Raw genomic sequence first — 19,180 nt, 5'->3', positions numbered from 1 at the left:
GCAGGCTAATCAACTCGTTTCCTCTTTCGCATTCCCTTTGAAAACGCCCCGCGTTTTGCACCTGCCCAAGTGGTACCCCAACCGCTACGATGACCAGGACGGCGACTTCGTGGCGCGGCACGTGGCGGCCATCGCGGCGCACGGCGGAGCGGAGGTAGCGGTGCTGTTCGCGGCCGTGGCGCGGGGGCCGCTGCCGGGCTTGATTGAGGCCGAGGAGGATTTCAGCGGCCCGTGGCCCACGCTGCGCTACTACTATCGCGCCGCGCCCACCGGCCTGGGTTTGGTTGATAAGCCGCTGAAGCTGCTGCTGTATTTCTGGTGCCTGCTGCGCGGCTACCGGCGGCTGCGGCGGCACTGGGACGGCCAGCGGCCCGATTTGGTGCATGTGCACGTGCTGCTGCGCACGGGCCTATTTGCGTGGGCGCTGCGGGCGGTGCGCGGCATCCCGTTCATCGTCACGGAGCATTGGACACTGTATCTGCCCGAGCGGGCAGGCGGCATTTCGTGGCTGCGCCGGGTGCTCACGTGGGCGGTGGTGCGGCGCGCGGCGGCCATGCACACCGTGTCAGATGGCCTGCGGCGGGCCATGGCCGCACTGGGCTTTGTGAACCCGCGCTCCGTGGTTATCGCCAACGTGGTGGATACCGAGCTTTTCCATCCTGAGAAACCAGCCAAAATCAAAGCAACTGATGTTTCATTCGTTGCTAGCGAAGCAGCAGTTACTGGCAAGGCGGCGTTTCCGCCCACATTGCTGCACGTTTCCGCTTTTCACGACCAGGTGAAGAACATATCCGGCGTGCTGCGGGTGGTGGCGCGGCTGCGCGCCGCCCGGCCCGGCCTGAAGCTGCGCATTGCCGGCTACGGTCCCGATGAGCAGCTGCTGCGTGCCTATGCCACCGAGCTAAACCTGCTGGCCGACGGCACCGTGACCTTCCTAGGCAAGCTGCCGCACGAAGCCGTGGCCGCCGAAATGGCCCGCGCCACCGCGCTGGTGTCCTTCAGCCGCGCCGAAACCTTCGGCTGCGTGCTGCTGGAGGCGCGGGCCAGCGGCTGCCCGGTAGTGGCCACCCGCACCGGCGGCGTGCCCGAGCTTTTTCAGCCCGAAAACGCCTTCGGCCTGCTGGTAAATCCTGATGATGAAATTGCTTTAGAAAACGCTCTGAAACAGTTGATTGGTGGGGAAATTCACTTCGACTCAACCCAACTAAGAGCGGATGCTACGGCGCGGTGTGCCCCGGCTGCGGTAGGGCAGGCGTTTGGCGAATTGTATCGAAAAGTATTAAACGAGTAATAAGAGTACAGAATCGGTACAAAAGCTGATTTTTCCGGCCCCAACAGCATTATGCGCCTTCCATTTCGACCGGCTCCTTCTTTGGTATGATAAAGCGCATTCTCCAGCATTTTGCGGCGCGGGTGCTCACGGCGGGGCTGAGCTTCGCGGTGGTGTGGCTCACGGCGCGCTATCTGGGGGCGGCGGGGCGCGGGCAAGTCAGCCTGTTTATCACCGATGTGGCGGGGTTGTCGCTGCTGGCGGGGCTGGTGGGCGGCTCGTCCTTGATATACCTGGTGCCGCGCCGCAACGTGTGGCTGCTGCTGCTGCCCGCCTACGGCTGGGGCGCGCTGGTGAGCCTGGGCGGGGCGGCCATCGTGGGCCTGCTGCGGCCGGTGGGCGTGGCCTACGTGTTGCACCTCGGGGCGGTGGCGCTGGTGCAGGTGCTGCTGTCTATCAACGTCTTTTTGCTGCTGGGCCGGCAGCGGGAGCGCATGTATAACGTGCTCACCACCACGCAGGCCGGGCTGCTGGCCGTGGCGCTGGCGGTGGCGTTCGGGCCGTTGCGCTGGCTTTCCATTGATGCCTATTACTACGCCAACTACCTGGCCTACGGCCTAACGTGGCTCATCAGCACGGCGCTGCTGCTGCGCCTGCCCGATGCCTGGGGTAGCCGCCGCATTCGACGCCGGGCGGCGGCGCGGGAGTTGGCCCGCCACAGCCGGGGCGCACATTTATCCAACCTGCTGGCCTTCGCCAATTACCGTTTCAGCTACTACGCCGTGGCATACTTGGCCGATACGCGGGCGCTGGGCATTCTCTCGGTGGGCGTGGCACTGGCCGAGGCCATCTGGCTGATTCCGCGCAGCACGGCCCTCATCCAGTATGTGGCGCTGGTGAATGCGCCCGACAAGCGCGAGCAAACCCACGCGGCCTTGCGTGGCAGCCGGCTCACGCTGCTGGCCACGGCAGGGGCCGTGCTGGTGCTGGCCGCCGTGCCGGCCGGTTGGCTGGTGGCCATTTTCGGGCCGGAATTTGGGGCGGCGCACGGGGTCATTATGGCGCTGGCCCCGGGCATTTTCATCAATGGCGCCGGAATGCAGGCCAGCACGTACTTCGCCGGTACGGGTCAATACGGCATCAACAACCGCGCTACGCTGCTGGGCTTGGCCGTGACGGTGCCCGCGTGTTTGCTGCTGGTGCCGCAGCTGGGCATCGTGGGCGCGGCGCTGAGCATGTCGGCTTCCTACGCGGCCGGGGTGCTGTACTTGGTGGGGCGCTACCGCCGGGCTATTGAGGCGACGTGGACGGATATTCTGCCGGGCTGGGCCGATGTGCGCTGGCTATGGCAGCGCGTGGCTTCGAGCTCTTAATTGCGGTTGACTACCGCCGCACTTCCACCCAGCCTTTCAGCTGCTGCCCATCGGGATAAGAGGCTAAATAGTAGTAGATGCCGTTGGGCTGGCCGTCGGCGTTCCATTCGTCGTGGTAAGCGGCAGACTCGAATATCTTCTGGCCCCAGCGCGAAAACACCTGAAGGCGGGGCGCACAGCCGGGACCAAGCTGGAAGGTCTGGTTCTGGCTGTCGCCATTGGGGGTAATGATGTTGGGCACGGGTTTGCGCTCTTTGACCTCTACCAGTGGCGTGGTCGTGGTGGTCTCGCAGCGGTCGAGGTTGTAGCGCAGCCGCACGCGGGGCTGGTAGCTGCCGGGCGTGGTGTAGGTATGCACGGGGCTAACTTCGGTCGACTGCGTGCCATCGCCAAATTCCCAGACCACGGTGGGCGTTGAGGAATTACTGGAGCTAATGAGCGTGAAGCGCAGCGTGAGCGGGACTTGGCGATTTTCGGGGCAGGCCACGGGCTGCCAGCTGGCCTGCACCAGCGGTACGGGCGCTACCGATATGCGCCGGGTAGCCGTGCTGGCCCCCGAGCAGGTAGTATTCGTGACGGTGTAAGTCAGCGTAGCGGTGCCCGTGAACCCGGCCGGCAGCGTGAAATTGAAGCCCGAAGCCACACTGCCCGCCACCCCCGGCCCGCTAAACGTGCCGCCTGCCGGCGTGCCGCTAAGTCGGACCGTTGCCGTGCTGCCAGCACATAGCACGGTATCGGCCCCGGCCGTGAGTGGGGCCAGCACGGTGATGCGGCGGGTGTCGGAGGTCGTACACAGGCCGGTGCTCAGTACCGTATAAGTCACGGTGTTCACGCCCACCAAAGCAGGCGTGGGTGTGAAAACGAAGCCTGTGGCCACACTGCCCGTTACGCCCGGCCCTGTGAACGTGCCGCCGGCTGGGCTGCCCACCAGCGGCACCGGGCCCGCCGTGACGCACAGCGCCTGCGCCGGGCCGGCGTTGGCAATATTGGGCTGGAAGTTGAGCACAAACGCCGCGTTGTTGCAGCCGGCCGGCCCGCCCAGCGTCCCGCTGTTGTTGGTGGTTGAATACGTATTCGCTTCGGGCGGAATGGGAAAGCCCGTGTAGGAAAAGCACGAGCAAACCGCTTGATAAACAACGCCGCGCGGGTCGAAGCGCGAAGTGCCGCCGTCCACGTGCTCGCCTTCGGCATTGGGGTCCACGTGGCCGTAGTAGGTGCCGTAGGTGAGGGCCGTGAGGCCGGCCGAAAACTGGGCCAAGTAGAAGTCGTTGCCATCGGTGTTGCGTTGCAGCGCATCGGCCGTCAGGGGCAGGCCGGTGGTGCTGCCGTTGCCTTCCTGGTAATGGTTGGCGGCCGGGAAATCGGGCAGGTAGCGGCCGTTCACCATGCCGCCCCAGCCGCACACGTACACCCGGTCGCAGCGGTCGACGAGGAAGGCCGTGGGGCTGAGGCTGACCCGGCCTATATTGACGGAATCGAGGCTGCCGAAGGACGTGGTGAGTAGGCTCTGGCCTAGGTTGGCATCGAGCTTTTGAATAAACTGCGTGCCGTTGGCCGTGTGGAACAGGCCGGGCGTGGTCGGGAACTGGCCCAGCGTCTGGCCCAGCAGGTACACCCCGCCATCGGTGCCCAGCTGCAGAAAATACGCCTGGTCGTAGTCGGTGGTGCCCACGTAGGTGGCCCGCAGCAGGCTGGTACCATTGGCCGCGATGCGCACCGCAAAGCCTTCCACATCGCCGTACGGGGTGGTGCGGTAAGCCCCGGTCGTGGCCGGAAAGTTGTTGCTGGTGGTGCCGCCCGCCACGTACACATCGCCGGTGGTTGGCTCCAGCTGGATGGAATACGCGGCATCGGCCCCCCGGCCGCCCAGGTAGCTGGCCCAGGTGAGGGCCGTGAGGGCGGGCGTGAGCTTGCACACCACGCCATCGGAGCTGCCGCCCCGGTAGGTGAGGCCGAGGCCCCGCGTCACCGGAAAATCGGCCGAAGCCGTGTGCGAGGCGATGTACACGTTATCGGCCGCATCCACCAGGATATCGCCCCGAAAAGGGTCGCCGTAATTGTGCACCAGCTGCTTGGCGGAGCTGGAAGGGTAGAGGTTGGGATACAACGGCAGCACGCCGTCGTTGCCGGTGCCGCCCAGATAGGTAGAGCCCACCAGGGCCGTGGCATCGGCGTTCAGGCGGGTGATGATGAGGTCGGAGCCGGTGGGCAGGTCGTAGGGCGCGGCGAAATTGCCAAACGGCTGCGCCGCCGTGCCGCCGCCGAAAATGCGCTGAACCGACCCGGCCGTGGTGGGGTAGTTGCTGGAGCCCGTGGAGCCCAGCACCAGCAGCTCGCCCTGATTATTCACCACCAGGCTATGCGGAAAATCCGGGCCGTTGCCACCCAGGTAGGTGGCCCACACCCGCGCCGCCGGCCCGCTCACGTGGGTGTTGTACTTGATGATGGCAATGTCAATGAGCTGCGCAAACGTGGTTTGGAACGCGCCCGGGCTGGCCGGGTAGCCGGCCCCAAAGGTGATGCCACCCGAGTAGAGGTTGCCCTGCGCATCATAAGTCGCCGTGAAGCCCCAGTTGTCGGAAGTGGCCCCGGTGTAAGAGGCAAACACCACCACCGGGTCGATTGTGAGTGGGCGGGAAGCATCGTAGTGGCCCAGGGCAAAGTGCGCGGTGCGCTCCGCCAGCACGTAGCGGCAGGGCACGGCGTGGCGCTGGCCGGCGGCATCGGTTTGCCAGGCCTGCGGGGCGCGCTCGGTGAGGTTGCCCACGCTGGTTTTCACCACGAGGTTGCCCTCGCCGTCCAGGGTCAGGGCGTCGGCGCCGTCGTGCCGCAGGGCTATGGCAGTGGGGTTGGCTCCCGGAGCCAGTGTGAAATCGTACTCCAGGTGCTGGTCGGCGCTTTCGTACACCCGCGCCCCGATGCCGGGCCACAGCTCGTTGTAGCGCAGCTCGCGGTAGCTGCGCACGTCGGCGGCCCAGTGGCTGGGGTCGGCCCCGAGGAAGTAGCTGCGGTGTTCGGCGGTGAGGGTTTCGGCCGTGAGCAGGGTGGGGGCGGCGTTTTCGAAGTGCAGGGTGAGGGCGTGGCCGCGCACGGCCCGGCTGGCGGCGGGCACATCGCCGGGGACATGCCGGCCGTGGTGCGCCCGGCCGTCATCGGCCAGCAGGGCGAAGGTCAGGCCGTCGGCTTCGGCGAAGAGGCGGCCGCCGGGTAAGGCAGCGGCGTAGCGGGCGTGGGCATCCCACTGGCCTTTGTTTTCGATGAATTCGAGCGTGTGCGCCGTGTGCTCATCGTATCCAGTTGCCTGAGCAAAGCTGCTGAAGCCCGCCAGCAGCCCCAGCCCCAAGAGTAGCAATTGCTTCATACGCCCTAATTGAAAAACGGGGTGTTGGTTGATAACTGCTCGTACGTGCTAACTGCTTGTTCGTACGCATCAAATATCTGCTTATACGCACCAAATGCTTGCTCATAGGTAGTAAATTCTCGCTCGTACATATCAGATACTCGCGCCGCTACTTTATGGTGTTATGATAGTCGTCGCGAAATGGTTTGCGAAAAATGAAGCAGGGTGCGGGGCTTGCTCCCGCCCGCCGTTAAACGAAATCAGGCGAAATCGTTCAACGACGGGCGGGGGCAAGCCCCGCACCCTGCTTCATAATATGTATAAAGCTCAAAAAAGGCCAACCGGCTGGCGCGCTTCGTCCAGCCTGTTGCTACCGCCGCACTTCCACCCAGCCTTTGAGCTGATGGCCGTCCGGGTAGCGGGCCAGGTAGTAGTAGATGCCGTCGGGCTGGCCCTCGGCGTTCCAGTCATCGTGATAAGCGGCGGTCTCGAACACCGGCTGGCCCCAGCGGGAAAATACCTGGAGGTGGGGCGGGCAATCGGGGCCCAGCTGGAAGGTTTGGTTCTGGTTGTCGCCGTTGGGGGTGATGATGTTGGGGATTTTGCGCTCCTTCACTTCCACCACGGGCAGGGTGGTTAGCGTTTCGCAACGGCCCTGGTTGTAGCGGGTGCGCAGGCGGGGCTGGTAGCTGTTGGGGGTGGCGTAGGTGTGCAGCGGGTTGATTTCGGTCGATTGGGTGCCGTCGCCAAACTCCCATATCACCCCAGTATAAGTCACGCTCGATGTGCTGGCCAGCCGGAAGCGCACCGTGAGCGGGGCCAGCCGGGTTTCAACGCAGATTTCGGGAGCCCACGACGGCACCACGTCCGGCACCGGCGCGATGGATACGCGCCGGGTGGCCGTGCCCGTGCAGCCCACATTGGCCACCGAGTACGTCAGGGTGGCGAAGCTGCTGAGCCCGGCCGGCGCAAACTGGTAGCCCGTGGCCGCGCTGCCGCTCACGCCCGGCCCCGACCAGACGCCGCCCGCCGGCGTGCCGCGCAGCCGGAACGGCGTGGTGCTGCCGGGGCAAAGCACCGTATCGGCCGCCACCGTCACCACGGGCAGGCCCGCCACCACCACGCTCAGCACCGCCGATGCCGCGCAAGGGCTGTCGCCCACGGTGTAGGTGTACTGGTAAGTGCCCACCAGACCCTGCGGCAGTTGGAAGAAGTAACCGGCGGCATCGAAGCCCACGCCCGGCCCGGTCCAGTAGCCGCCGGCCGGCGTGGCCGTCAGCCGCTGGCGCGTGAGCGTGGCCGTGCACAAAGCCGGCACGGGCGTGAGGCTGATAACCGGCGTGGGCACCACCGTGTACACCGCGCTGCTGCTGGCCGTGCACGTCGCGGCCGAGCCGGGAGCCGTGGTGGCGACGGTGTAGGTAAGCGTATTGGCCCCGGCCAGCCCGGCGGTGGGCGTAAACACAAAGCCCGTGGCGGCGCTGCCCGTCACGCCCGGCCCGGTCCAGGTGCCGCCCGCCGGGGTGCCCACCAGAGCCGGCGCGGGCCCCGGCGTGCACAGCCGTTGCGGTCCCCCGGCCGACACGAATGCCACCCGCACCTGCTGCGTAAGGGCCACGGTGCAGCCGTTGAAATAGGTATAGGTCAGGGTGTGGGTACCCGCGCCGGCCACCATGGGGTCGAAAAAACCGTTGGCCACGCCGGGGCCGCTGAAGGTGCCCCCGGCCGGGGTGCCCACCAGCGGCACCCGCGCCAGCACCGGGTCCGAAACCGCCCGGCAAAACACGCCCGTGCCCACCGGCGCAAACGTGACTGTGGGCGGAATGCCCACCGTGATGCGCCGGCTGCCCACCGTGGTGCAAATGCCGGTGCTGGCCACCGTGTAGGTAAGGGTTTGCAGGCCCAGCAGGGCCGTGGAGGGCGTGAACACGAAGCCCGTGGCCACGCTGCCCGTCACGCCCGGCCCGGCCCAGACGCCGCCCGCCGGGGTACCCACCAGGGCCAGCGGGCTGGCCGTGGCGCACACCGTCTGGTCGGTGCCGGCGTTGGCAATGTTGGGTTGGAAGTTCAGGACAAAGGCGGCGTTATTGCAGTTGCCGCTGTTGTTGGTGGGCGAAAAAGTATTGACCCCGCCCGGAATCGGAAAGCCTGAACCTGTGCAGGAGCATACCGCCTGGTACACCACCCCGCGCGGGTCAAAGCGCGCCGTGCCGCCGTCCACGTGGTCACCGGTGCTGCCAGTCCGGCCGTAGTAGGTGCCATACGCCAGTCCCGTGAGGCCGGCCGTGAACTGCGCCAGGTAAAAGTCGCTGCCGTCGGTGGTGGGCTGGATGGCCCCGGCGGTTACGGGCAAGCCAAACGTCGAACCATTGTTAACCAGGTAAGAATAGCCGATGGTCTGGTTGGCCCCGCCGCCCCAGCCGCACACGTACACCCGGTCGCACTGGTCCACCAGAAAGGCGGTGGGGGAGAGGGAAATATGGTTTAGATTACGGGAATCAGTGCTGCCGAAGGCGGTCGAAATGAGGCTGCTGCCCAGGTCGGCCGCCAGCTTTTGCACGAACAAGGTGCCATTGGTGGTGCCGAAAGCGCCCGGCGTTCGGGGGTAAGCGCCCAGCGTTTGGCCCAGCAGGTACACGCCGCCATCGGAGCCCAATTGCAGGAAATGGACCTGGTCGTAGTCCGCCGTGCCCACGTAGGTGGCCCGGCTCAGGCTGAGCCCATTGGTGCTGATGCGGGCCGCGAAGCCATCCACGAAGCCGGGCGTGGTAGGCCGGTAACTGCCGGCCGTGGTGGGAAAATTGGTGCTGGTGGTGCCGCCCGCCACGTACACATCGCCGCTCACGGGCTCCACTTGCAGCGAATAAGCCGCATCGGCCCCGCTGCCACCCAAAAAGCTGCCCCACACCAGCGCCGTCAGGGTGGGGTTGAGCTTTAATACCAGCCCATCGGTGGCCCCGCCGTGGTAGCCGCCCGCCAGGCCCCGCGCCACCGGAAACCCGGTCGAGGCCGTGTGCGAAGCCACGTACACGTTATCAGCCGCATCCACCACAATATCGCCCCGGAAGGAATCACCGTAGTTATTCACCAACTGGCCCGCCGATGGCGACCAGGCGAAGGACAGCACGCCGTCGTTGCCGCTGCCGCCCAGGTAGGTCGAGCCCACCAGCGCCGCGCCGGTGGCATTGAAGCGGGTTATCACCAGGTCGGTACCATTGGGTAAGCTGGTATTGCCGCCGCCGCCATAAGGGTCGGTGTAAGTCCCCCCCGCGAAAGTGCGCTGGATGGCCCCGGTGGTGGTGGGGAAGTCGGTGCTGGAGGTGGCCCCCAGCATCAGCAACTCGCCCTGGCTGTTCACCACCATGCTGGTGGGAAAGTCGGCGTTGCTGCCGCCCAGGTAAGTGGCCCACACCCGCGCCGCCGTGCCGCTCACGGCCGTGTTATATTTAATAATGGCAATGTCGGTGATGCCCGCAAACGTGGTGCGAAAAGCCCCCGGACTGGCCGGGTAACCCACCCCAAACACAATGCCGCCCGAATACAGGTTGCCCTGCGCATCATAGGTCGAAGTAAAGCCCCAGTTATCCGCAAACGACCCCGTGTAGGTCGAAAACACCACCACCGGGTCGATGGTCAGCGGCAGTTGCCGGTCATAAGTGCCCAGCGCAAAGCGCACGGTGCCATCGGCTGCCAGCCGGTAGCGGCAGGCTACGGGGCGATGCTGGCCAGCGGCATCGGCTTGCCAGGCCTGCGGGGCCCGCTCCATGATGCGGCCCACGCTGGTTTGCAGCAGCAGGTTACCGTTGGCATCGAGCTGCGCCTTTTCGGCCCCGTCGTGGCGCAGCACGATGGTCGTAGGGTCGGCCCCGGCGGCCAGCTCGAAATCGTATTCTAATTGCTGGTCGGCGCTTTCGTACACCTGCGCATCCACGCCGGGCCACATGCCGGCGTAGCGCAGCCGATGGTAGCCGCGCACATCCTGCGCCCAGTGCTTCGGGTCGGTTCCCAGGAAGTAGTTGCGCCGGTCGGCGGTGGCCTCGGCGGGCGTTATGCTGGCAGTAGAGGCCGCGCCCACAAAGCGCAGCGTCACGGCATGGCCCCGAAACACTGAGTCGGCTGGAGTGGTGGGCTGGCCGTTGGCGGGCTCGTGGTGGGCAGTTGCGCCGTGATGAGACAGGGCGGACGCATCAAGCAGCGCGAAAGTCAGCCCATCAGCTTCGGCGAAAAGGCGGCCGCTGGGCAGCGCGGCCACGTAGCGGGCATGGCCGTCCCACTGGCCTTTGTTTTCGATAAATTCGAGGGATGGGGTGGCCGCAACTGGTGGATTTGCGGGTTGCGCCTGGGCGCTGGCGGTCAGGTTGCCGAGCAGTAAGGTGGCCGCTAAGGGTAACAGTAGCTTCATTGAAGAAAAGGGGAAAGGAATTGCAACCGGTAAAGATAAAGGGTTGGGCTGCTGAATACCGGGCGGTACCTTGGAGCTTCATTGCCTGCTGCTGCGCCGACGGAGTTAGTGCCCGCTTTTTCTGTTTCAGCGTCGCGCTCCGTGGGCACCAAATCGCCCTACCTTTGCGTTGATGCCGCGAAAATATCCCGTGCGATTCATGCGTATTATTAGTCTGTGGCTCCGGCCGCTACGCTTTCTGGTCCTGGCCCTGGTGCTGCTCACGCTGCTGCCGTGGGCGTGCACCCGCAAAGCCGTTTCTTTCAACAGCAACCCCGAGCAGCCCGCGCTGGCCGTGCTCGCGGCCGATACGCTCACGCGCACCAGCGACTCGCTCAACGGCAAGCCCTCACTCAGCACGGCCCGCAAGGTGGTGCTCACCAAGGAGCAGGAAAAAGCCGCCAAGGATGCCGAGAAGGACACCCAGCGCAAATTAAAAAAGAAGAAGAAGAACGTCTTCCTGGGCGAGAAGATGAAGCGGGCTTTCGTGAAGAGAGGACCCAAGGGACGCAACCAGGAAATTGCCATTTTCTACTACCTGAAGTATCCCAAGCCGCTGAATGCCTACGCGCCAGCCTATTATTACTACGACACCAAGAAGCATAAAATCCTGAAGCTGGCGGAGATACAGGAGGATGTATCGACCCTGAAAATCATGCATGGCCCTTACAAGGTGATGCAAAACAACAAGGTGCTCGAAACCGGCTACTACGCCCTCGGTACCCGCCACCTGCGTTGGGAAAAGTTCGACAAAAACGGCGTGCTGCTGAGCAAAACCCACTACGAAATGGGCTTCCCACGCGATGCCAACGTGAGCTACTATGGCGAAGACCGCAGCCTCATCAACGAAGTGGTGCCCTACGTGAACGGCAAGCTGGAAGGCGACTATGCCAAGTTCCTCATCAACGGCCAGCCCGACTGGCGCGGCCAGTTCGAAAACGGCAAGCGCGTGGGCACCTGGACCAAATATTGGGGCTTCCGGGGCCGCCGCCGCTACGAGTATCAGTACGCCGAAACCGGCTACGACCCCGAAGTGACCGAGCCCGAGCTGGTGCGCGAGTACAACCGCAACGCCGTCCTCATCTACGACAAGGAAAAGAATATCGACAAGCGCGGCCAGCCCGACGTGGAGGACCGTCCCGGCCAGCACCGCCCCACCGTGGCCCCCCGCACCGTGCCCCGCGCCCCGGCCAAAGTGCAGCCCAAGCGGAGATAGGTGCCTTAATAAAAAGCGTCCTCAAAGTGCTCGATGCGAAAGCCCTGGCTGAGCAAGGTCAGGGCCAGAATGTCGAATCGGATATCGCCGCGCCAGTCCAGCTCTTCCTGCAAGTGCGTGGCTGCGAGGCGGAATAGCTCCTTTTTGCGGTTCGATACAAACGTCTCAGGTGGGCCAAACTGGCCGGAGGAACGGGTTTTTACTTCCGCAAATACCAGCAGTTCCGTGCCGCGCCGCAACACCAAATCCACCTCGGCCCGGCCGTGGCGGTAGCTGCGGGCCAGCACCTCGTAGCCTTGGCCCAAGTAGTAATCAGCGGCCGCCGTTTCGCCAGCCTGGCCTAGTTCGTGGGGAGCGTGGGCCATAAGCGGGTAGCTGGCGAAGGAGTGAAAACAGGACAGTGGGGGAGTAGCGCACCGCAGTGCAAGCTAGTGGTTTGGCCCGCACGCACCAACAGTGATTCAATGGGGCAGGCCAATGCTTGCCGCGCTTAGTACCTTTGTATCCTGTTTCATCAACCCTCCCTCATGGCCTCCTTCGTAGAACAGTTCCCCCCGCAACTGCTCGACGCCGCCGCTCCCGACGACGCCCGCCCCGCTCCCAACCGCTCGGTACAGGTGCAGCGCCTGGGCTTGGTCGACTACGTGCCCACCTGGCAGCTCCAGGAGCAGCTCATGGATGCCACCCTGGCCATCAAGGTCCAGAACCGCGCCGCCGAAACCACCGGCGAAGCCCCGCAGCCTACCCCCAACCACCTGCTGCTCTGCGAGCACCCACATACCTACACCCTAGGTAAAAGCGGCAAGCCCGAGCACCTGCTCCTCGACGAAGCCGCCCTCACGGCGCACGAAGCCAGCTTCCACCGCATCAACCGCGGCGGCGACATCACCTACCACGGCCCCGGCCAGCTGGTGGGCTACCCCATTCTCGACCTCGATAACTTCCGGCCCGATATCCATTGGTACCTGCGTGTGCTGGAAGAAGCCGTCATCCGCACCCTGGCCGAGTACGGCCTGAACGCCGGCCGCATCGCCGGCCTCACCGGCGTGTGGCTTGATTGGGAAGAAGGCGCGCCCAACCCGCGCAAAATCTGCGCTCTCGGCGTAAAATGCAGCCGCTGGGTCACGCTCCACGGCTTCGCTCTCAACGTCAATCCCGACCTCTCTTACTTCGGCCACATCGTGCCCTGCGGCATCACCGACAAAGCCGTAACCTCCCTGGCCCAGGAATTGGGAAGCGCCGCCCCGCTATCAGTAGCCGAAGTGCAGGAACGCCTGCTGCCCCACCTGCTGGCCCTGCTCGGTGCCACCGCCGACGCTCATCAACAATCCGTTAAAATCAGATAAATCCACGGTTCGTGAAGCAAGACATTTCTTTTGACCCCGTAGAGGGCGTTTCGGTGGCCGTAGTGCCCGCCGAGGACAATGCCCTCACGCCCGACGGCCTACCCATCTGGCAAGTCTACCTGCTCAATCACAATGCTTTTCCGCTGGAAAACGTCATCGTCAACGCCAACGGCTACAGTCAGCCTGAGGACGGCGAGAAAGTCCGGACTTCCACCCTGCGCTACCTTTTCGAGGTAGTGCCGCCCCACTCCGCCGTACCCATCGAGCCCTTGGATTCAGCTCTGCTGCACCTCAACAACCAATACTGGGTGAGCTACTACCACGGTCCCAAAATCTTCGACAAAAAATTCATCTTCGTGCCTGATTCCATCGTGGCCGATAATTTTACCCACATCGCCCTGCTCGACCGCGTGGGCGTGCTGCATAGCTAAACGTGTTGCGCTGGCGGCTGGCCGGCGCTGCTCTCTGTCTTTTTACTGTATTGTCTATGAGTCATTTTAATATTCCACTGGGCCTTTCCTGGATGTGGGCGCTACTGGTGTCTCTGTTCGCGGTGCCGTCCATCATCTACATTGCCCACCTCAAGAATATGCTCGATACGCCCAACGGGCGCACCGTGCACCAGTCGCTCACGCCGCGCCTGGGGGGCGTGGCCGTGTTCGCAGGCTTCATGTCGGCCCTCACCATTTTCGCACCCCTCGAAAACGGCGTGAAGGAGCTGCTGGCCGGTTGCATCATCCTGTTTTTCGTGGGCTTGAAGGATGATTTGGTGGGAATGTCCGTTTCCAAAAAATTTGTGGGCCAGCTCCTGGCCACCGGCATCGTCATGATAATGGCCGATGTGCGCCTCACCAGCTTCCAGGGTATCCTCGGCATCGGCACGCTGCCGGTGGGCATCAGCTACGCCTTCACCTTCTTCGTGATTGTGGGTATCACCAACGCCATCAACCTCATCGACGGTCTCGACGGCCTGGCCGGCACTATTGTGCTAATTATCTGCAGCACATTTGGTTACTATTTCTACCAATACGGCGGGCCCAGCTACAGCAACTATGCCTACGTGGCCGTCTGCCTCATCGGCGGCCTGCTGGGCTTCCTGCGCTACAACTTCCACCGCGCCCCTATTTTCATGGGCGACACGGGCTCGCTCGTCTGCGGCTTCATCGTGTCGGTGCTGGCCATCCAGTTCATCGAAATGGGCCTGCGGGTCGGCCAGCCTTTCGGCTCCTCGGCACCGTCAGTAGCCGTGGGCATCCTGTTTGTGCCGTTGTTCGATACGCTACGCGTGTTCTCCCTGCGCATGGCCGCCGGCAAGTCGCCCTTCTCACCCGATAAAAACCACATTCACCACCGCATTCTGGCCATGGGCTTCCAGCAAATCAGCACCGTGCTGCTGCTGGGCCTGCTCAATATCCTAGTCACGCTCTCCGTCATCCAGTTCGCCTACCTCGGCAATACCGTGCTCATTATCGCGCTGGCCATCTTCTCCGCCCTACTGAGCATCTTCTTCGGGGTGTACCAAAGCCGAATTTCCCGCCGCCAGCTGCTGGCCGCCGAAAGCAGCAATTAGCCGCTATTCAATAGATGAAAACCCCAGGCTCGTGGCGCATGCGGTGGCTGCTGGCCATCGGTCTGTGGCTGGCTTTCGCAGCCAGCTCTGGCCCCGTGCGTGCCAGCGAGTACCGCCAGCTACCCCCGGCCTCCCCCACATCCCTCTCCGCCGACTGGCTAATCCACGATGCCGGCCGCAACCGTCTCATTTTCTATCTGCCCGGCTATCACCAGCCGGCCCATGCCTATTACCAGTGGGTGCGCGTCAGCCACACGCAGCCCTTCCCGCTGTCCTTTGCCGCTCAGCGTGGTCTGAGCTTATTTATTGATAATCAGCTAGTATTTACGGCTGGCAAGGCTGGTAACTATTCGCTCGACCTGGCCCGGCTGCTGCCTGCCAATCTCTCTTCCGGCAAACACCTGCTCGCCGTATGGCAGCCCGATGGGTCCCCGGCCCTGGCCTCATTCTCGGGCGTGAGCAACACCCCCGCCGGCACCAGCCCGTCCGCCAAAGCCAGTATCGGCCAGGCCCAGCCCCGCCTGCCCGGCCCCCAGGGCCAGAACGTTTACTTAGGTTTTCTCCTCGTCTTGGGCCTGTGTTATGGTGCCGTGCGCACCACTTACCAGCCCGGTATGGCGCGCATTTTTCAGCTCGATGAGCTATTCGGCCGCAACAGCGACCAGCAAGCCTTCCTGACCAAGCCAGCCTTTTCGCTGCTCAACCTACTGCTGGTTCTGCTCTTCGCACTGTCGTTTGCGCTGCTGCTCACTGCCATCCACACCGACCTGCAAAACCTCCCTCTGCTCCGCCGTTTCTTCGATGTGCCCGAAACTGCCATCGTGGCCCGGGTGCTGCTCTACACGGCCGTTATCACCACCTTTGTTTTTGGCAAGTACTTGTATGTCAAAATAATGGGCTACATCTTTGGTCTGGAGCCCTTAGCCGATATTCAATACCGCGAGTTTCTGCGCACCACCTTATTGGCCGGCTTGTTTCTGCCGCTGGTGCTTCTGCTCTACCTCAGCCTCAACGGCAACTGGCCCCACACCGTAGCTTGGGCTGCTAGCGCAGCCATCGGTGTTTTGCTGGTCGGCGCGGTGCTACGGGTGGCCCGCACCCTGCACCATTACGCCTCCCTCCTGAATCTACATTTGTTTGCTTATCTTTGTGCTACTGAAGTACTGCCTTTACTGGTTTTACTTAAACTTATAGTTTTTACGTATTGATTGTCTTCATCCGGCAGTTTCGTTCAGCTCCTTTCGTCTCTCTTATTGTCCTAAGCATTACCCTTTCCTACCTGTATGGCCGATAGTGCAGATAAGCCGGGCACAGGCCGGCATGCCAAGCGCATAAGCAGCATTCTGGTTACCCAGCCCAAGCCCACCACCGACGTTTCCCCTTACTTTTCCATTGCCGAGAAATACGGTATTAAAGTGGATTTCCGGGAGTTTATTGACGTTCAGCCCGTATCCTACAAGGATTTTCGGAAGGATAAAATCAATATTCTGGAGTACACGGCCGTAATCTTTACGAGCCGCAATGCCGTCGACCACTTCTTCCGGATTTGTCAGGAAGCCAAGCTGGAGATGCCGGCAGAAATGAAATATTTCTGTATTTCCGAACAGACGGCGAATTACCTCCAGAAGTACATCGTCCTGCGCAAGCGCAAGCTCTTCGTAGGCGAGCGCACAGCCGCCGATTTGTTCGACGTCATTAAGAAACACAAGGGCGAAAAGTTCCTGTACCCCTGCTCCGATATCCGCAAGGATGACCTGCCGGTGTTCATGCGTGCCAACAACCTCAAGTTTTCGGAGGCCGTCATCTATCGCACCGTGGCCAGCGACTTGTCCGACCTGTCGGATGTGAAATACGACTGCATTGCGTTCTTTAGCCCTTCCGGCATCAGTTCGCTCTTCATCAACTTCCCCGATTTCGTGCAGGAAGGCACGCGCATTGCCGCCTTCGGCCCCACCACGGCCAAAGCCGTCATCGATGCCGGCCTTATCCTCGATATTGAAGCGCCCCATCCCAACGCGCCTTCCATGACTGGAGCCATCGAAGCCTACATTCGGCGGCACGCCCAAACCGATGTTGGGAAAGCCAGCGCGGAAAACGCATAACCCGATAAGGGGTTTGCGTAAGCAACTGAGAACCGGCGCAACCCATCATTGCGCCGGTTTTTTTTGGCCAAGTTTTTTAAAGACGGTTTTTCCCTTACATTTGGAAGCTGTTCTCCTACATTGTGCCCACCCCGCACTTTTTGCACATCCACCTCCCTCTTCTTTCACCATCACCACCCCGCCTTATGAAAGGAACGTTACTCGTTACTCTGCTGCTCACAGCTGCGGCTGGCTCGGCGCTTGCCCAACAGCAGCCCCAGTTCACGCACTACGGCCTGAATGGCATGTATTTGAACCCGGCCTACGCCGGTATTAAAGGCCAAGGAGAGGTTAACCTCATCGGCCGCTACCAGTACTACAACTACAACGGCACCTTCGACGGCAACAACGGTTCGCCGCGCACAGGTATGGTGACGGTTTCGCTGCCCGTTCTGGCCCTCAACGGCGGGGTAGGCTTGGCCGTGTATTACGACCAGGTAGGCCAGTCGAAAATGACCAATACGGCCCTTTCTTACTCGCAGCACGTCAAGCTGGGTTCGGGCAAGCTGGGCTTCGGCATCCAGGGCATCTACACCTACCTGAGCAAAGGCACCTATATCGCCATCGATGCGAATGACGTGAACGTGCCCAGCGGCGCTTCCGACAGCAAATTCGATGCCGGTGCTGGCATCTGGTACGAGTCGCCGAAGTTCTACGCCGGTATCAGTGTCAACAACCTGCTGCGCTCGGAGTATTCCTTCAAAAGCGCCGGCAATGCAGGCACTCCCAGCAAGTACATCGCGGAGAATCACGCCTACTTCACGGCCGGCTACAATATTGAGGCCTCTTCTTCCGTTGTAGTGACTCCGATGGTGCTCGCGAAAGCAGTATTACCGGGCGATTTCTCCAGCTCAAGCAAATTCAACAACTCTAAGAACTACTCTTTCGAAGGTGGCGTTCGTGCCACCATTGATGACAAGTACTGGATTGGTGCCAACTATCGCACCGAGGAATCCGTTTCGGGACTTCTTGGCTTAAGCTTTGCAAAGGATAACGCCGTGCGTCTGGGCTATGCGTTCGACTTCATTGCCTTCAACCAGGATGCCCGTGCGTTCAGCTCGCACGAAATTATGCTCTCCTACCGCTTGCCCAAAGCGACGATTAATACCCGGCCAGCCATTCGCACGCCTCGTTATAGCTTCTAATTCTCCTATTTTCTTATCTTGTACTCAGGATGAGCATTGTCCTATTCAGTTAGGATAAAATTTAGTCGGCCTCGCAGAGAATAAAACGGATTAACCGAGTTATTTACGCTATTCAGCGTGTTTACCCTCAATTTGGTCGCCTTTTGCGAAAGGCAGGTATTGCACCGCGACCTAAAAAAGTGTAGATTTGCCAGCCCATCCAAATGTACTTTAGCGGTATCGGCAATTAAAACAGAATTTCTAACTCTCATGAACAAGCTTCTAGCACTATCCCTTTTCGCTATTTCCGGGGCATTATTAGGCGGGTGTGGATTTGGCAAAGGCCCTACGGGTGACCTCGTTGGTTCCGAAGACCGTCCGTTCTTTAATCCTCAGGAAGTGCCATTTGGAATGGTACCCTGCCCAGGAGGCACGTTTCACATGGGCCAAACCGACCAGGACATTTCCGCGTCGATGGTGAACATGAACAAGCAGGTAACCATCGCCGGCTTCTACATGGACGAAACGGAGATTACCAACAACGAATACCGCCAGTTTGTCGATGCCATCAAACAGGACTCTTTGGATGTTCTGGGCGAAGAGTACGTGATGACCGAGCTCTACCCCGACACTACGGTGTGGGTACGCGACTTCACCTACCATATGGGTGACCCACTGCTGGAGTACTACTACACGCACCCCGCTTTCGATGACTATCCCGTAGTCGGCGTCGACTGGTTTGCTGCAAAGTATTTCTGCAACTGGCGCACCAAGTTCCGCAACGCTGCCCGCGAAGAAACCGGCTCCGCTGCTGACCCGAACTTCCGTCTGCCCTCCGAGGCTGAGTGGGAGTACGCCGCTCGCGGCGGTCGTGACTTGGCTACGTACCCCTGGGGTGGTCCTTACTTGCGTAACAGCAAGGGCTGCATGCTGGCTAACTTCAAGCCCGGCCGTGGCGACTATGCTTCTGACGGCTTCGCCTACACTTCGGAAGTAGGCTCCTTCTTCCCCAATGACTTTGGCCTGTACGACATGGCCGGCAACGTCTCGGAGTGGTGCGATGATGCCTACATGGAGGCTTCGGTGCCGGTGGTTTGGGACTTGAACCCCACCAACCCGGACGACAACGAGCCCCGCAAAGTAGTGCGTGGTGGTTCGTGGAAAGACATTGCGTACTTCCTCGAAACCGGTACCCGCAATTTCGAATACCAGGATTCGGCTCGTTCCTACATCGGCTTCCGTTGCTCGATGATTCAAATCGGCATGGGCACGAACAGCTCCCTCAACTAAGATTTCAAACGGCTGACGCCACCTTTTAACCACCCTCCCCCACACCTTCTTCAACCTCTTTCAATCGTT

Annotated in this window: 13 protein-coding genes; 10 read left to right on the top strand and 3 right to left on the bottom strand. The window is 61.9% G+C overall.

The window, feature by feature from the left end:
• Positions 1 to 37: 37 nt before the first annotated feature.
• Both ACYU70_RS19385 and ACYU70_RS19380 read left to right on the top strand, forming a co-directional pair.
• Positions 38 to 1,291, top strand: coding sequence for a glycosyltransferase (locus ACYU70_RS19385; RefSeq protein WP_342300443.1), 1,254 nt, complete (start codon positions 38 to 40; stop codon positions 1,289 to 1,291).
• An 86-nt stretch (positions 1,292 to 1,377) separates the two neighbouring features.
• Positions 1,378 to 2,643, top strand: a complete 1,266-nt coding sequence (locus tag ACYU70_RS19380) for a lipopolysaccharide biosynthesis protein (RefSeq protein ID WP_342300444.1) — start codon at positions 1,378 to 1,380, stop codon at positions 2,641 to 2,643.
• Positions 2,644 to 2,653: 10 nt separating this feature from the next.
• On the opposite strand, the gene ACYU70_RS19375 is transcribed toward ACYU70_RS19380, so the two are convergent.
• On the bottom strand, positions 2,654 to 6,004 hold the full coding sequence (locus tag ACYU70_RS19375; protein WP_342300446.1) for a DUF7948 domain-containing protein: 3,351 nt from the start codon (positions 6,002 to 6,004) through the stop codon (positions 2,654 to 2,656).
• A 349-nt stretch (positions 6,005 to 6,353) separates the two neighbouring features.
• Positions 6,354 to 10,385, bottom strand: coding sequence for a DUF7948 domain-containing protein (locus tag ACYU70_RS19370; protein WP_342300448.1), 4,032 nt, complete (start codon positions 10,383 to 10,385; stop codon positions 6,354 to 6,356).
• A gap of 199 nt (positions 10,386 to 10,584) precedes the next feature.
• On the opposite strand from ACYU70_RS19370, the gene ACYU70_RS19365 reads away from it, so the two are divergent.
• The gene (locus tag ACYU70_RS19365) at positions 10,585 to 11,640 is read left to right on the top strand and encodes a toxin-antitoxin system YwqK family antitoxin (protein WP_342300450.1); all 1,056 of its coding nucleotides are present in this window, start codon (positions 10,585 to 10,587) and stop codon (positions 11,638 to 11,640) included.
• Between the two features lie 5 nt (positions 11,641 to 11,645).
• Here the strand turns inward: ACYU70_RS19365 and ACYU70_RS19360 are convergent, their stop codons facing one another.
• A complete protein-coding gene (locus tag ACYU70_RS19360; protein WP_342300451.1) occupies positions 11,646 to 12,005 on the bottom strand; it encodes a YraN family protein in 360 nt (119 codons plus the stop codon).
• A 162-nt stretch (positions 12,006 to 12,167) separates the two neighbouring features.
• Between ACYU70_RS19360 and lipB the strand changes: the two genes are divergently transcribed.
• The 7 genes from lipB to porK all read left to right on the top strand — a co-directional run bounded on the left by lipB (position 12,168) and on the right by porK (position 19,111).
• The gene (gene lipB, locus ACYU70_RS19355) at positions 12,168 to 12,986 is read left to right on the top strand and encodes a lipoyl(octanoyl) transferase LipB (RefSeq protein WP_342300453.1); all 819 of its coding nucleotides are present in this window, start codon (positions 12,168 to 12,170) and stop codon (positions 12,984 to 12,986) included.
• An 11-nt stretch (positions 12,987 to 12,997) separates the two neighbouring features.
• A complete protein-coding gene (locus ACYU70_RS19350) occupies positions 12,998 to 13,417 on the top strand; it encodes a hypothetical protein (RefSeq protein ID WP_342300455.1) in 420 nt (139 codons plus the stop codon).
• A 56-nt stretch (positions 13,418 to 13,473) separates the two neighbouring features.
• A complete protein-coding gene (locus ACYU70_RS19345; RefSeq protein ID WP_342300456.1) occupies positions 13,474 to 14,556 on the top strand; it encodes an MraY family glycosyltransferase in 1,083 nt (360 codons plus the stop codon).
• 14 nt (positions 14,557 to 14,570) lie between these two features.
• Complete coding sequence (locus tag ACYU70_RS19340) at positions 14,571 to 15,764, top strand: DUF4271 domain-containing protein (protein WP_342300458.1); 1,194 nt, start codon at positions 14,571 to 14,573, stop codon at positions 15,762 to 15,764.
• Between the two features lie 75 nt (positions 15,765 to 15,839).
• Complete coding sequence (locus ACYU70_RS19335) at positions 15,840 to 16,658, top strand: uroporphyrinogen-III synthase (protein WP_342300460.1); 819 nt, start codon at positions 15,840 to 15,842, stop codon at positions 16,656 to 16,658.
• A 185-nt stretch (positions 16,659 to 16,843) separates the two neighbouring features.
• On the top strand, positions 16,844 to 17,842 hold the full coding sequence (locus ACYU70_RS19330) for a PorP/SprF family type IX secretion system membrane protein (RefSeq protein WP_342300463.1): 999 nt from the start codon (positions 16,844 to 16,846) through the stop codon (positions 17,840 to 17,842).
• A gap of 249 nt (positions 17,843 to 18,091) precedes the next feature.
• Positions 18,092 to 19,111, top strand: coding sequence for a T9SS ring complex lipoprotein PorK/GldK (gene porK, locus ACYU70_RS19325; protein WP_198069399.1), 1,020 nt, complete (start codon positions 18,092 to 18,094; stop codon positions 19,109 to 19,111).
• Positions 19,112 to 19,180 lie beyond the last annotated feature (69 nt).

It is taken from the genome of Hymenobacter segetis (assembly GCF_054776495.1).
The sequence above is the reverse complement of the archived record's forward strand: the minus strand, read 5'-3'. Positions and strand labels throughout refer to the sequence as shown.

Bases quoted from the DNA above. Each gene is read 5' to 3' on its own strand.
- ACYU70_RS19380 (WP_342300444.1), top strand. From the start codon at position 1,378: ATGATAAAGCGCATTCTCCAGCATTTTGCGGCGCGGGTGCTCACGGCG.
- ACYU70_RS19360 (WP_342300451.1), bottom strand. From the start codon at position 12,005: ATGGCCCACGCTCCCCACGAACTAGGCCAGGCTGGCGAAACGGCGGCC.
- ACYU70_RS19340 (WP_342300458.1), top strand. From the start codon at position 14,571: ATGAAAACCCCAGGCTCGTGGCGCATGCGGTGGCTGCTGGCCATCGGT.
- ACYU70_RS19335 (WP_342300460.1), top strand. From the start codon at position 15,840: ATGGCCGATAGTGCAGATAAGCCGGGCACAGGCCGGCATGCCAAGCGC.
- ACYU70_RS19345 (WP_342300456.1), top strand. From the start codon at position 13,474: ATGAGTCATTTTAATATTCCACTGGGCCTTTCCTGGATGTGGGCGCTA.
- ACYU70_RS19365 (WP_342300450.1), top strand. From the start codon at position 10,585: ATGCGTATTATTAGTCTGTGGCTCCGGCCGCTACGCTTTCTGGTCCTG.
- ACYU70_RS19370 (WP_342300448.1), bottom strand. From the start codon at position 10,385: ATGAAGCTACTGTTACCCTTAGCGGCCACCTTACTGCTCGGCAACCTG.
- ACYU70_RS19330 (WP_342300463.1), top strand. From the start codon at position 16,844: ATGAAAGGAACGTTACTCGTTACTCTGCTGCTCACAGCTGCGGCTGGC.
- porK (WP_198069399.1), top strand. From the start codon at position 18,092: ATGAACAAGCTTCTAGCACTATCCCTTTTCGCTATTTCCGGGGCATTA.
- lipB (WP_342300453.1), top strand. From the start codon at position 12,168: ATGGCCTCCTTCGTAGAACAGTTCCCCCCGCAACTGCTCGACGCCGCC.
- ACYU70_RS19375 (WP_342300446.1), bottom strand. From the start codon at position 6,004: ATGAAGCAATTGCTACTCTTGGGGCTGGGGCTGCTGGCGGGCTTCAGC.